12 protein-coding genes are annotated in these 12,713 nt (G+C 37.8%); 6 read left to right on the top strand and 6 right to left on the bottom strand.

From position 1 onward, the window contains the following. Window positions 1–34: 34 nt before the first annotated feature. The 4 genes from ACIF8R_RS14030 (at window position 35) to ACIF8R_RS14045 (ending at window position 2,274) form a co-directional block, all read left to right on the top strand. The gene (locus ACIF8R_RS14030; RefSeq protein WP_311086774.1) at window positions 35–811 is read left to right on the top strand and encodes an RNA methyltransferase; all 777 of its coding nucleotides are present in this window, start codon (window positions 35–37) and stop codon (window positions 809–811) included. A gap of 159 nt (window positions 812–970) precedes the next feature. Then, on the top strand, window positions 971–1,585 hold the full coding sequence (locus ACIF8R_RS14035; protein WP_396481489.1) for an RNA polymerase sigma factor: 615 nt from the start codon (window positions 971–973) through the stop codon (window positions 1,583–1,585). Then, on the top strand, window positions 1,575–1,895 hold the full coding sequence (locus tag ACIF8R_RS14040; protein ID WP_002052599.1) for a hypothetical protein: 321 nt from the start codon (window positions 1,575–1,577) through the stop codon (window positions 1,893–1,895). The genes ACIF8R_RS14035 and ACIF8R_RS14040 overlap by 11 nt, the downstream gene beginning before the upstream one ends. After that, entirely contained in the window at window positions 1,885–2,274 is a 390-nt protein-coding gene (locus tag ACIF8R_RS14045; protein ID WP_022575263.1) for a DUF3106 domain-containing protein, read from the top strand. The genes ACIF8R_RS14040 and ACIF8R_RS14045 overlap by 11 nt, the downstream gene beginning before the upstream one ends. An 83-nt stretch (window positions 2,275–2,357) precedes the next feature. Here the strand turns inward: ACIF8R_RS14045 and ACIF8R_RS14050 are convergent, their stop codons facing one another. The 4 genes from ACIF8R_RS14050 to cxpE form a co-directional block, all read right to left on the bottom strand. Further along, window positions 2,358–4,790, bottom strand: coding sequence for a CSLREA domain-containing protein (locus ACIF8R_RS14050; protein WP_396481414.1), 2,433 nt, complete (start codon window positions 4,788–4,790; stop codon window positions 2,358–2,360). 15 nt (window positions 4,791–4,805) lie between these two features. After that, window positions 4,806–6,659: a rhombotarget A gene (gene rbtA, locus ACIF8R_RS14055; RefSeq protein WP_396481416.1), complete on the bottom strand. Its 1,854-nt coding sequence runs from the start codon at window positions 6,657–6,659 to the stop codon at window positions 4,806–4,808. Between the two features lie 338 nt (window positions 6,660–6,997). Beyond that, on the bottom strand, window positions 6,998–7,696 hold the full coding sequence (gene hda, locus ACIF8R_RS14060; protein WP_001249536.1) for a DnaA regulatory inactivator Hda: 699 nt from the start codon (window positions 7,694–7,696) through the stop codon (window positions 6,998–7,000). Window positions 7,697–7,716: 20 nt separating this feature from the next. Continuing rightward, window positions 7,717–8,910, bottom strand: coding sequence for a chloramphenicol efflux transporter CxpE (cxpE, locus tag ACIF8R_RS14065; protein ID WP_263614386.1), 1,194 nt, complete (start codon window positions 8,908–8,910; stop codon window positions 7,717–7,719). A gap of 135 nt (window positions 8,911–9,045) precedes the next feature. Between cxpE and purM the strand changes: the two genes are divergently transcribed. Both purM and purN read left to right on the top strand, forming a co-directional pair. Then, on the top strand, window positions 9,046–10,116 hold the full coding sequence (purM, locus tag ACIF8R_RS14070) for a phosphoribosylformylglycinamidine cyclo-ligase (protein ID WP_000071984.1): 1,071 nt from the start codon (window positions 9,046–9,048) through the stop codon (window positions 10,114–10,116). Beyond that, window positions 10,113–10,742, top strand: a complete 630-nt coding sequence (gene purN, locus ACIF8R_RS14075) for a phosphoribosylglycinamide formyltransferase (protein ID WP_396481419.1) — start codon at window positions 10,113–10,115, stop codon at window positions 10,740–10,742. Before purM ends, purN begins: the two co-directional genes overlap by 4 nt. A 64-nt stretch (window positions 10,743–10,806) precedes the next feature. Here the strand turns inward: purN and ACIF8R_RS14080 are convergent, their stop codons facing one another. Together ACIF8R_RS14080 and sppA are read right to left on the bottom strand one after the other, a co-directional pair. Further along, window positions 10,807–11,616, bottom strand: a complete 810-nt coding sequence (locus ACIF8R_RS14080) for an alpha/beta fold hydrolase (RefSeq protein WP_396481421.1) — start codon at window positions 11,614–11,616, stop codon at window positions 10,807–10,809. Between the two features lie 19 nt (window positions 11,617–11,635). After that, the gene (gene sppA, locus ACIF8R_RS14085; protein ID WP_284118850.1) at window positions 11,636–12,652 is read right to left on the bottom strand and encodes a signal peptide peptidase SppA; all 1,017 of its coding nucleotides are present in this window, start codon (window positions 12,650–12,652) and stop codon (window positions 11,636–11,638) included. Window positions 12,653–12,713 lie beyond the last annotated feature (61 nt).

Raw genomic sequence — 12,713 nt, forward strand, 5'->3', positions numbered from 1 at the left:
TATAGTATGATGACGCCTTTTTGGATATATCCTTATGGCGGTTATTTTTTTAGAATCAAAAGATAATGCAAAAATTAAACATTTGCGTGGTTTAATTGAACTCAATAGCGCCCGAAAAAAGCATCAGCAAACAGTTCTTGAAGGTACTCACCTTTGCCTAGCTTGGTTACAACAACAGAAAAAGCTCTTTTCGTTGTTTACAACTGAACAGGCGTTGGAACATGACGATTTAAAGAAAATAATTGAACTCCATCAGGGTCATGTCTTTATTATCAGTGAAGTTTTATATAAAGATTTAAGTACTTTAGGTAATACCCTTCCTTGTTTAGCTATTATTGATCTGCCTAAAACTGCATTAACGATTGACTATAACGTAGATACGTTAATTCTAGAGAATGTACAAGATCCAGGTAACGTAGGTACATTATTACGTTCAGCAGCCGCGGCAAATATTAAACAAATTATTTGTACGCAAGGCTCTGCTTCTCTTTGGTCGCCACGCGTTTTAAGAGCAGGTATGGGGGCTCATTTCAGCTTACATTGTTTTGAAAACTTCCAATTGACCGATATTCTTCCTAAATTCGATATTCCTGTTTTCGTTACAAGTTCTCATCGCTCGACCAGTCTTTATTCAAAAGACCTTTCAAAGCCATGCGTTTGGATTTTAGGTAACGAAGGACAAGGCGCAAGTGATTATGCTTTAGAACACGCACAATCGGTGACTATACCGCAGCCCGGTGGTCAAGAGTCATTAAATGTAGCAATTGCAGGATCTATTTGTTTTTTTGAAATGGTTCGCCAACGCCAATAAAACGTTAATTTATTTTACATCGCTCATATTTGTGAAAAAAATCATTTACACTACTAAAAAATAGCCGATTGTTGTCAACCTCCCACCTCTTTTCAACGTTATATAAGAGATATATTGAAGATAAGGTGGGTACGTCCAATGACAGGATTTTCCATCTCCATGGATTTAGCACCGAAAAAGTCTCGATCGGAAGCATCTAGTGTTCATGCCAGCACGGCTGAGCAACGCCTAAAGGTTTTTATGCAAGATGTTACTGGTCGTGCTTTGGTGATGATGGAGAGTGCTACCCAAGGTCAACAAGGCATTGCCATGGACTTGGTTCAAGAAGCATTTATTGCTTTACACAAGTCTTACGCCGATCGAAGTACTGAAGAATGGTATCCGCTGTTTTATACTATTCTAAACAACAAACTTCAGGATTGGCGCCGCAAAGAAGCACGTCGGGCAAGCCCATTTTCATTCTTCAAAAAAGTTAGTCTAGACAATGATGATGAAGAGATCATTGATATTGTCGATGAAAAAGCAATCAATCCAGCAGATTTTCTAGATCAAGCAGTAACCATAGAAGAGATTCAGGAAGCGATTGCAAAACTACCTGTTCGTCAACAACAAGCTTTCATGTTACGTGCGTGGGAAGGTTTCGACACCCATACTACAGCACAGATTATGAACTGCACTGAAGGTAGTGTAAAAACCCATTATCATCGAGCAATTCAGGGACTTAGAGAGTACTTAGCGCATTTAAATCCCATGGGAGGTTCTAATGAATCATGATGATTTCACTAAAAAGGTGACGTCTAAACTCGATAGTTTAGCCCATCACCATAAAAATAAAACAGTGGTGATGAATCATGTGCTTGACCATATCCAACAAAAACCAGCCTCTTTTTATAGTGTCTGGAAAATGACTGGTTTTGCACTTGCTGCAGCGATTACTGGTTTTGTTATTTTACCCAATTCGGTAGATATGATGGATAAGCCACAAAATCAAGTTGTTGTAAATCCTAAATTATCTCCACAAATGGTGGAAGATTTAGAAATGCTGATGGTGTTGGGTGAGGATAAAGTTCAACATGGTAGCTAAAAAGTTAGCACTTATCCTTTGTTCATTAAGTTTCCTGCAAACCAGTTTTGCGGGTTTTGAACGCTTCTGGATTTTTTCTAAAGATGCCAATACTCAAGTAGATGATACTTGGAATGCTCTATCTGAAGAAGAGCAACGAGCAGTAATTAAACGTTATCAAAGTTTAAAAGAATTACCACCAAACCAAAGCGCTAACTTGCAACAACGCATGGATTGGTTCAACCAACTTCCAGATGCAGAAAAGCAAAAAATGCGCGAAGCTTGGCAAAAAATGAGTACACAAGAGCGTAATGATTTACGTCAGCGTATGTTAAAAGCAAGTGCTGATGAAAGAACTGCTATACGCGAAGAATATATTAATAAATATTTAGAGCACTAAAAAAATCACTTTTTAATAAGGTGCTATTCAAAAATCTAACAAGAAATAAAAAAGCCTCCTATGGAGGCTTTTTTATTTTGCTTTTACTTGCGATAACGTCTATAAGCAATCAAACCTAGCAGTGATGCAATAGAGAAGATCCCGATACTTCCTCCACCGCCACCACTTCTAGAATCATCGGTTGTAGTTGCTGTGCTTACTAAGTTAATTGTTCCCGCTTTGGCTGAAATAGTTCCATCTGCATCATAAACATAATAGGTCAATGTATCATTGAAAGTATTGAATACATTACTCGCTTGAATATAAATATTGCCACCATAGCAGATATTACCGCTATCATCTTTAGGGCATGGACCTTCTCGATCTGCTTTCACTACCTTGAAAATACCATCCTTTGAGGTTTTACTTGGTATATAAATCGGCAATTCCACACCCTGATCATTTACCCAAAATTTAGGTTTATTTGGTTTTGTCTTGAGTGTACTTGTAGGACCATCCCCTTCATCATTCGCATACTGTAATAAATTTAAAGGAATGACTTCATTTGCTAAATACTTAAACGTTACCGTACCATCACCAGCAACTGGTGGAATATTATCAAATCGAGCTTCTAATAATCCCGATGATTGCGTAGATCCATCTTTACTGCTAATTGTATATTTACAATAGTTGTAATCCCCCGCTTGGGTAATAATATCATCTGAACGATAGAATATAATTTGTTGCAAAGAAGAATTCCATTCACAGAACAGTCCATCATCCTTTTTAATACTTGTAACTTTATCGTCAATTAATCCCGTTCCAACAGTTTCAAGATTAATACTATAGTCGGTTGTATTAAAGAACTTTAAAATATGACTACTATCTTCATTTGGCAAAGGTAAACCATTTGCCTTTAAGTCGATATAGATAGCTCGATATTTTGCATTTGCTTTGGTTTGATCAAGAAGATTCTTATAATTCGCAGAATCGATTTTTAATACATTTAATAAATATGCATAATCTGGATTCAATATATTCTTCTGAACCGTATCATATTGAGATTGATATTTCGCAAGCAGATCTGTAAGCGATGTATTACCTAAACCTTTTATATCACCAGCAGTCAGTTTCATTAGTTCAATCGAACCAATATCACAACTATTACGGCTATTTGGTTGATAATATAATTTACTATCAGCAAGTCGTGAAAGGCCTCGTTGGTCGATAGAAGTACACGAATCTTTACCTTCTGGGTCTACGTCCACCAGATTCTTACCGCCTATATTATTTTTAGGATAGTAAATTGGTAAAAAACCAGTCTCTGGTCCAGCTGAATGTAAAGATTCAAGCAATGAGTCAAAAGACTGACCAGCTATATCAACAGTTCGATGCGTAGACGTAAGAGCTTCCGTCGGCAAGTCACATTTTCCAGCATCATTCGTCAAATTTAGTGCATTAAAAGATAGTATGAAACCAGCATTTTTTAAATCAGTGGCCGGTCCTATAAAATAATGACACGCATAAGTTCCTAAATTATAACCAATTAAATTAAATCTTAATTCTTTACTTCCCAATGTGTCATATAAAAACGTGGTATAAGCATTATTTTCAACAATAGTATTATTCTTTAAGGTTAAACTACTGTTAGAACTAAGTATGGTCGAAGGATTAGGGGTACCGTTAGGAGTAGCATCACCTGTAAATTTCAAAATACTACCATTTACTGTATTTGCAATATTTCGAGCAATGGTATTAATTGTAAAGGTTGCTTTCGGTTCTCCGCAGAAATCAAAAGTATTATTGGAACTATTTGAACCATTATTCAAAATACTAGAAGAGGTAAATGTTACCTCCCGTTTTGCATAGGCAGTACCATTCCAACAACTCATTGAAAGTACACTTCCAGCTGTTGCAGTATTACCTTGGATTAAAGAGTGAGTTGCAGATAAATTAACATTATCGCCACCGAGGAAAATAGCACCGCCTTTAGATGCATTTGAGTTCAAGATTTGACTATTTAATAAGGTAACATTGCCGCCTGCATAAATAGCGCCACCAAAATCGGGTGCTGAACCATTTTCCAAAATAATGTTTTGAAGGAATAAAGGCTGTTTATTTACTGCTGTATTAAAGATACGTGATTTACCACCAGCATTAATTCTCGTCTGCAACGGTTGTAATGCTGGATAATCATTGGTTAAAACGCTCTTCTCTGACCAATTTTTATCTTGGTCTTTTTCACCAAATCCGTAAATTGCTATATCTGCATTTGGAACCAATTCTTTATTTAATGTATAAGTTCCTGCTTTTAATTGGATCACCTGACTTTTAGAAGTGTTATAAACTGTACATCCATAATCAGATCTTCGTGTTTCAGCAACTTTTATCGCTTCCCTTAATGAACAAGCATTAGGGTTTTCACCATCTTCATCCGCAAAAGTTGTCACTTCAATTCTTTGATTTGCTGTATCGGCAAAAAGAGGCATAGCCGCTAGCACAGCTAATGCTAATACTGCTTTTTTATAATTTTTCATAGTCCTCATCCCTGATTATGACTTGAAACGGCGTAATGCAATTAATCCAAATAACCCTAAAATTAATCCACCACCGACACTTCCCCCGCCACCTGTACTCACAGATTTATCTTCAATACCAGATACAGGTTCTTGGACTACAGTTGCTGGAATCGAGACATATTGGAAATCCGAGCCATCATTAAATCTCGATACACTCGTAACTACTTGAATACTAAAAATGTCTGCGCCATGCCAGTTTCCATTTGGTGTGTAAACAACATTTCCATTTTGATCTATTGTGACGCTACCTTTAGAGACTGGTGTATCGGTACTTTGTTTTATTTTCAAACAGCCAGGTTGCCATTCTTTACCATCAGGACGGTCACCAAATAAACGTTTACATGTAGCAGGTGTGACCAAATCGGCTTCACTTAAGGAGTTTAAAATATTAAATTTTGCAACTTGGCCATATTTAATATCCTGCCCCACTGTCGCAATTTCATTATTTAAAATATATTCGATTGCCCCTAAGTCACACAGCTCATCATAACCACTACGGTTTTTTCCACGTTGATCAAGTCTTTCGCAACCAGCCAATCCAACCGATGACCCGTCACTATATAACCGTCCTTTATTAATAATTAAAGAATCAGCTAGGCTATTATAACTCTCAAGTAGGCGAGGCTTAAAAAATCCAAGAAAGCTATCTTTCGGTGTGCTAAATGGACATAACAACCCCTCTTTTGCTGTTACATCACAGACACCTTCATCGGTATCTCCAGCGATTAACTTTTCACTAGCAGGAAAAAGGATATTAGGTAACTTTGCAGTAGTATTACGATTACAGTCAGAAATAACTAAATTACTTTGAATAACAGTCTTGTCATCCGTATTTGCAGTACAGTTTGCAGTATTGCCAACTAACATGCTGTTAGAAATAGAAGCATTTCCTTGAGGAGCATCAAGAAACAAGCCTGCTGCATTTTTAATCATTGTAATATTATTAACAAACATTCCATCTTTAATGTTTGCAATAAAACCGACTTTGTTATGGAAGAATGTACTGTTACTAAAACCTATGGCACGTATATTTAAATATCCACCAGTACTTTCATCATCAAATTTCGTTGCACCATAAAATAAGGCTCCATCTGCAGAAGAAACTTCATTATCACGTACTACAGATTGGGTTACCAAATACAAAGGTTGCTCGCTATAAATAACGCCACCTTGGGTTGCTTTATTATTTTGAAATAAACTATTTATGATAGTTACAAAGCCAGCTGTTTGACCAGTTTTAGATAATAATCCTTGATTGTAAATTGCCCCTCCCTGATTCGCATATCCGCCAATCAACCGAGAGTTTTGAATAGTGAGTTTTTCATGGTTTAAAATTAAACCGCCTGTTAACACATTAGAGTTTGCGCCTGCACCTTGTAAGTTAAGGTCACTCAAGGTTACAGCAAAGGATGGTTTTTCAACGCTACCATCATCAATTTTAAATAACTGATCTGTACCTACCATTTTGATGGTTGCATTATGAGAACCGGGCTGATCAGTATCAACTAATGTAGAATCATTTTTTACTGTACTAATAGTAAGGGGAGCTGTAATCGTTATTTTGCTATTTAGCGTATATTCTTTATCACGCTGTAAAATAATATTTGATGAAGCATCTTTATTTCCACAGCCATGGTAACCATTTGCATATTTTTCTACATCAGCTGCATTAGATGAACCACGATAATTTAGAAACTGTACAGCTTCTCGTAGCGTACATATCGTATCATCTTTATCTTCATCAACTAAGCTTGTGACTTGAATATCAGCAGAATAAGCGTGCCCAGCAGCAGCCAATAATGCAAAAGCAATGCTCCGTTTGAGCATACCCTTCTCCTTACCTATTTTTTTCATTTTTCTTTGTCAATATTGCAAAGTTTCCACTTTTGCAAACGCATCCTTTGTGCGTACTTTGTCACAGGAATCAGAATTTCTCAAGATGTTTTGATCGGTCAATAGCGTCATTTTAGATAAGTAGCTTTATAAATATTTGGACAACTAAACATCTATTAAACATCTATTGATATATGGAAATTTTACTTATGAAAAAATTTAACAATTCACTCTGAGGCTTCAAGAATAAGTGTTTAATAGTTCTTATTTTATTTTCATATTAGAAAACCGAACTTATCCTAACCAACAAAAAGACACAATATAAGAAGTATTTATTGTTGGTATTCATCAATCAAAGCATAGATTTGTCTTAAAGTTGCATTTGAAAGCTTAGTCTTCTCACCTTTAAGAAGTTTCTCTAGTTGAGCTACGGTCTGCAACAATACAGAAGCCTGATGAGGTCCATGTAAAAGTAAATAATCTACAATCTGCTGATCGAAATGAATACCACGTCTCGCCATAACAGAAGTGACTAAAGCATAGCGGTCCGCATATAAACTTCCACTTGGCACTTTTACACTGACTGCTTGAGTAAGACGTGATTGTAAGTCTGGCAGCTCCAGTTTCAATTCAATCGGTGCAACACGTGAAGAAAATACAAGTTGCCCTTCATGGTTATTCATTAAATGAAACACCGCTTTTTGCCAGTGTGGCACACCACTAATAGATTCAATGTCATCTAAAGCAACTAAATCATAGTGCTCTAAACAGGTAATTGCCTCTATGGGAGCATCAAGAAGTTCTAGCAAAGAAACTTTAATTGCAGACTTACCCACTTCCAAATAAGAATCACAAATCGCCGAAAGCAAATGACTCTTACCTGTTCCTGCACCTCCATAGATATAAAATCTATTTACTAGACCTGCATGTAGTTGACGAACTGCATCGACTACATGCCCCCAACCTGGTCCCGAAAAATCACTGATTCGGGCATCAAGTTGAGGTTCTATATCCAGTTGGAGTTGACGCATATAATGAATTGGCCTTGAAATTATTTCTGATCTGAAAGATTAGGTGTATCTGTATCTTGCTGTGTTTTAACTTCAAGATCAAGTTTAGTATTTCCAGTTTCTACATGAATTTGCTGAATATTACCCTCTTGTACAAATAATTCCGAGTAAGCGCCATAAAGACTACTTTTTTCGTAGTTATCTCTTAGATGTTTTAAGAGTACAACAATGACGGCAGCCACTGGTAATGCGATGAGCATTCCTAAGAAACCTGCAAGTTGAGCACCTGCCAATACAGCAAATACAACCGCAACAGGCGAAAGACCAATTTTATCACCGAGTAGGAATGGTTGTAGAATATAGCCTTCTACTGCCTGACCAATCATAAAAACCACACCAACGAGTAGTAAGTGGGTCCAGTCCAGTCCAAACTGGAACAAACTTGCAATAACGGCTGCAATAATACCAACAGCAAATCCTAAATAAGGAATAATACTGGCAAGGCCAGCCACCATCCCAATAATAAGTCCGACCTCTAGCCCAATTAACTGTAAACCTACGGCATAGACTACGCCGAGTAAAAGCATAACGAGGAACTGACCTTTAACAAATGCTCCTAAAACGCTATGGCACTCACGAACGATTTGTAAAGTAGTCTCTTCATATGGTCGCGGAATGAGACGACGTAAGTTCAGTAACATACGGTCCCAATCAAGCAAGAAATAGAAAGCAATAATTGGAATTAAAACAATTGTTCCACCAATCTGAATAAAATTCAGGCCTGATTGTGCAAGCTTTAATAAAACAGCTTGAATACTATCGGCACTGTAATTGGTCTGAACATAATCCATGACCGCTTTGGACATTTGATCGGTATCAATTTCCATTTGCTGAACATGGAATGTTGAAGAAATCCACGGTAATAGCTCTGCATTAATCCAATGAATTCCCGCCGGTATACTATCTCGTGCATAAACAAGTTGTTTCCAGATAAGTGGAACCAAATACCATAACGCAACAGTTAAAGTTACACCGATACCGATAAAAACAATGCTAATTGCCAACCACCGAGGTAGCTTAATTTTTACTAGAACATCGACCAGTGGACTAAATAAATAAGCCAGGAAAAAAGCACCAAGAAATGGAATGACCACAGGCTTGAGCAAGTATAATACCCATACCAGCAATACAATACCTGCGAGTAAGAAAATACGGCGCAGTATACGATCTTGCATAAAATATAGCCTTTTTTGATTTAATCGTTATAAATGGAAAAATATTTTTATTAAAGATAGCATTTTCGAGCATAAATAACATAAGAGTTTCGTATATTCAGGTTATAATCTGCCGCCAATGCGGAGACTTCATTTATGAGCAACTCAACTTCTACCCCAAATACCGGTTTAAGCTACAAAGATGCGGGTGTTGACATTGAAGCGGGCGACGCACTGGTCGATCGTATCAAGTCAGTCGCTAAACGTACAACTCGTCCAGAAGTAATGGGCGGACTTGGTGGCTTTGGTGCACTATGCAAAATCCCTAAAGGTTACGAAGAACCTGTTTTGGTTTCAGGAACTGACGGCGTAGGTACTAAATTACGTTTAGCTCTTAACCTTAATCGTCATGACACAATCGGCCAAGACCTTGTCGCGATGTGTGTTAACGATCTTTTGGTTTGTGGTGCAGAACCATTATTCTTCCTCGATTACTATGCTACTGGTCACTTAAATGTAGACGTAGCTGCCAATGTAGTTACTGGTATCGGTAAAGGTTGTGAACTTGCAGGTTGTGCACTTGTAGGTGGTGAAACAGCTGAAATGCCTGGCATGTATGAAGGCGAAGATTACGATCTTGCTGGTTTTGCCGTAGGTGTTGTTGAGCAAAGTAAAATTATTGATGGCTCTAAAGTAAAATCTGGTGATGTACTTATTGGTGTTGCATCAAGCGGTGCTCATTCAAATGGTTATTCATTACTTCGTAAAATTTTAGACGTTAAGAATGTAGACTTAACTCAAGTGATTGATGGCCGCCCTCTTGCAGATGTTGCAATGGAACCAACACGTATTTATGTAAAACCAGTTCTTGAGCTTTGCAAACAAGTTGATGTACATGCTATGGCACACATCACTGGTGGCGGTTTACCGGGTAACTTACCACGTGTATTACCAAATGGTGCTCAAGCTGTAATTAATGAAGCTTCTTGGGAATGGCCAGAATTATTCAAACTTCTACAACGTGAAGGCAATGTAGAACGTTTTGAAATGTACCGCACCTTTAACTGTGGTGTAGGTATGGTGATTGCAGTTGACGCAAATGATGCAGAAAAAGCAATTGAAGTGCTTAATGCTCAAGGTGAAAAAGCTTGGAAAATCGGACATATCCAAGAAAATGCTGAATCAGTGGAAGGTGCAGACGAAAAAATTCGTGTGATCTTTGAATGATGAAAATTGCTGTTCTAGTCTCTGGGAACGGCAGTAACTTACAGGCCTTGATAGATGCAAATCTATCAGGGCAAATTGTAGGTGTATTGTCCAATAAAGCCGATGCTTATGCCCTAGAGCGTGCTCAAAATGCCAATATCGCAACAGCGGTAATTTCGCATAAAGACTTTCCTAGTCGTGCCGATTTTGATGAAGCGATGCATCAGCAACTTATGGCGTGGCAAGCTGACATTGTTATCTTAGCTGGCTTCATGCGTATTTTAACTGCAAACTTTGTCGATAAATGGCAAGGTAAAATGCTCAATATCCATCCTTCGTTATTACCTGCTTATAAAGGTGTTCATACACATCAGCGTGTATTAAATACGGGCGATCGATTGCATGGTTGTACAGTTCACTTTGTAACTTCTGAACTTGATGCGGGTCAAGCAATTGCTCAATCTGCAATTGAAGTCAAAGAACATGACAATGTTGTCTCTTTGGCAGAACGTGTACATAAACTTGAGCATTTCATTTATCCGCAAGTTGCAGAATGGTTATGTAATGGCCAACTGACATGGAAAGATGGACAAGCCTATTTCCGTAATCAAATTCTTGAACATCCTATACGTTTTGCATCTTGGTAAAAGCTTTGCTCAACGTAAATTAAAAAAGGACATGCATGCATGTCCTTTTTTAATGAAAGTCTTATTAGCGTAAATTGCTATGAATAAGCTTCTTAATATAATTCACTGTCTCAATCGGATGCTCTAGAGGAAACATATGCCCTCCTTCAACAACACTAAATGGAATTCCCAATTTACGCTTTGCCATTTGAGGGAAACCTCTTTTTAAGAAGGCACTATCTTTACCCACAACTAAATGTACAGGCATTTTCGGTTTTGGCATAGGTAGCCACCACCAAGAAGGATTTTTACGGAATATCGCAACTTCATCTTCACGAGAAATAGTTAACGTTACCCCGCCACGTACCGAATCTTCTTTCAAAGCATAATCAATGTAAGCTTGAAAGCAGTCTTCATCAAAGTCTTTATAAAAACCTTTTGGACGTAACAAAGAAGCGGCTTGCTCACGAGACTCCCAATGTTCACGACGACGTGCAGATAAACCTGCAGGTGTCATGTCATCGACTATTTTAGGTTTAAACAGTTTTGCCATATGAAAAGCAAAAGAGTATCGACCCAAAATAAGAGGCGGATCTAACATAATCACTTGTGAGAAAAGCTCAGGGCGTTTAAAAGATGCCATTAAGGTTAAAACTGAACCCAGCGAATGGCCAAGTCCAATCACCTTTCGCCCTTTAGCTTGACGTACAATACTATCAATCACCTGATCAACCAAAAAAGGCCAATGATTGGTAATCGGATAACGTTTGTCAGGTCCAATGAGTGGAACATAAATGATGTCATACTCATCTTTTAATTGATCAAACAATTTTTGATACACCATAGATGGCACACCGTTGGCATGCGCAAAGTGTATAACCGGTTTTACTGACATACCGTTATCCTGATTTAAATTATTGTAGCTTGGCGTCTTGGCTCATTTCTAAACGTTGAGCAACTGACTCACTCAAACCTTTACCCATTTCTGCTCCCATTCGACCGAGAATAGATTGTAGTGGGTTACGTTCAATCGTGTAGTCAACTTTATTATCAAGCTTCAGTTCACGCATCAAGCTCGTAATGTTACCTGAACGGTCAGCAACACCTAACTGAATTGCTTGTTCACCAGTCCAGAAAAGACCAGAGAAAATAGCAGGGTCATTCGATTTTAAGCGTTTCCCGCGTCCTTCTTTCACTGCATTAATAAAATGAGTGTGGACATTATCGAGTACAGATTGAATGTGCTCTCTTTGTACAGGATTGATCGGTTTTGTCATACTTAAAATGTCTTTATTGGTGCCCGCTGTCAAAGTACGGTCTTCAATTCCGAGTTTTTGAGCTAAACCAGTAATGCCATAATTCGGCATAATGACACCAATTGAACCGACCAAACTTGATGGATTCACAATAATTTCATCAGCAGCAGAAGCAATATAATAAGCACCAGAAGCACCCATATCACCAATTACTGCATAGACTTTCTTGTCAGGATGTTCTTTTTTCAAATAGCGAATTTCTTGCCAAATTTCATCCGACTGAACAGGAGAACCGCCAGGAGAATTAATATTAAGTGCAATTGCTTTACTATTTGAAGCTTCAAAAGCACGTTTAAGCGCTTTATTCGTATCTTCACTATTTACTGCTTGATTACTTGAAGCATCAATGGTTCCAACAATATCAACTACAGCCAGATGAGCACTGCTACTACTTGCTGCTGAGCCTTCTTTGCTAGTTGAGCAACCCTTGCCCATTAACACAACAATAAATAATAGATAAATAAAAGTAAGTGTTTTAAAGAATATACCCCAGCGACGACTACGGCGTTGTTCTTCTACAGAAGCCATTACAGCTTTCTCAAGGATTTGCCATTCTGGTCCGTTCTGTTTAGGGGTTATAGGTTCATTTTGTGGTTTTGGTGGCCAATCGGACATAAAATTCCAATCCAAATCAATCGAAATGATGTCATTATATACGTTGATTTGATAAAAACTG

It is taken from the genome of Acinetobacter sp. ABJ_C4_1 (genome assembly GCF_044538495.1).
Taxonomy (GTDB): domain Bacteria; phylum Pseudomonadota; class Gammaproteobacteria; order Pseudomonadales; family Moraxellaceae; genus Acinetobacter; species Acinetobacter nosocomialis_A.

What these genes read in the sequence shown, in the direction of transcription:
- purM (WP_000071984.1), top strand. Translation starts at nt 9,046, where the DNA reads ATGAGCAACTCAACTTCTACCCCAAATACCGGTTTAAGCTACAAAGAT.
- ACIF8R_RS14050 (WP_396481414.1), bottom strand. Translation starts at nt 4,790, where the DNA reads ATGAAAAATTATAAAAAAGCAGTATTAGCATTAGCTGTGCTAGCGGCT.
- purN (WP_396481419.1), top strand. Translation starts at nt 10,113, where the DNA reads ATGATGAAAATTGCTGTTCTAGTCTCTGGGAACGGCAGTAACTTACAG.
- ACIF8R_RS14080 (WP_396481421.1), bottom strand. Translation starts at nt 11,616, where the DNA reads ATGTCAGTAAAACCGGTTATACACTTTGCGCATGCCAACGGTGTGCCA.
- cxpE (WP_263614386.1), bottom strand. Translation starts at nt 8,910, where the DNA reads ATGCAAGATCGTATACTGCGCCGTATTTTCTTACTCGCAGGTATTGTA.
- ACIF8R_RS14045 (WP_022575263.1), top strand. Translation starts at nt 1,885, where the DNA reads ATGGTAGCTAAAAAGTTAGCACTTATCCTTTGTTCATTAAGTTTCCTG.
- sppA (WP_284118850.1), bottom strand. Translation starts at nt 12,652, where the DNA reads ATGTCCGATTGGCCACCAAAACCACAAAATGAACCTATAACCCCTAAA.
- ACIF8R_RS14030 (WP_311086774.1), top strand. Translation starts at nt 35, where the DNA reads ATGGCGGTTATTTTTTTAGAATCAAAAGATAATGCAAAAATTAAACAT.
- hda (WP_001249536.1), bottom strand. Translation starts at nt 7,696, where the DNA reads ATGCGTCAACTCCAACTGGATATAGAACCTCAACTTGATGCCCGAATC.
- ACIF8R_RS14040 (WP_002052599.1), top strand. Translation starts at nt 1,575, where the DNA reads ATGAATCATGATGATTTCACTAAAAAGGTGACGTCTAAACTCGATAGT.
- rbtA (WP_396481416.1), bottom strand. Translation starts at nt 6,659, where the DNA reads ATGCTCAAACGGAGCATTGCTTTTGCATTATTGGCTGCTGCTGGGCAC.
- ACIF8R_RS14035 (WP_396481489.1), top strand. Translation starts at nt 971, where the DNA reads ATGGATTTAGCACCGAAAAAGTCTCGATCGGAAGCATCTAGTGTTCAT.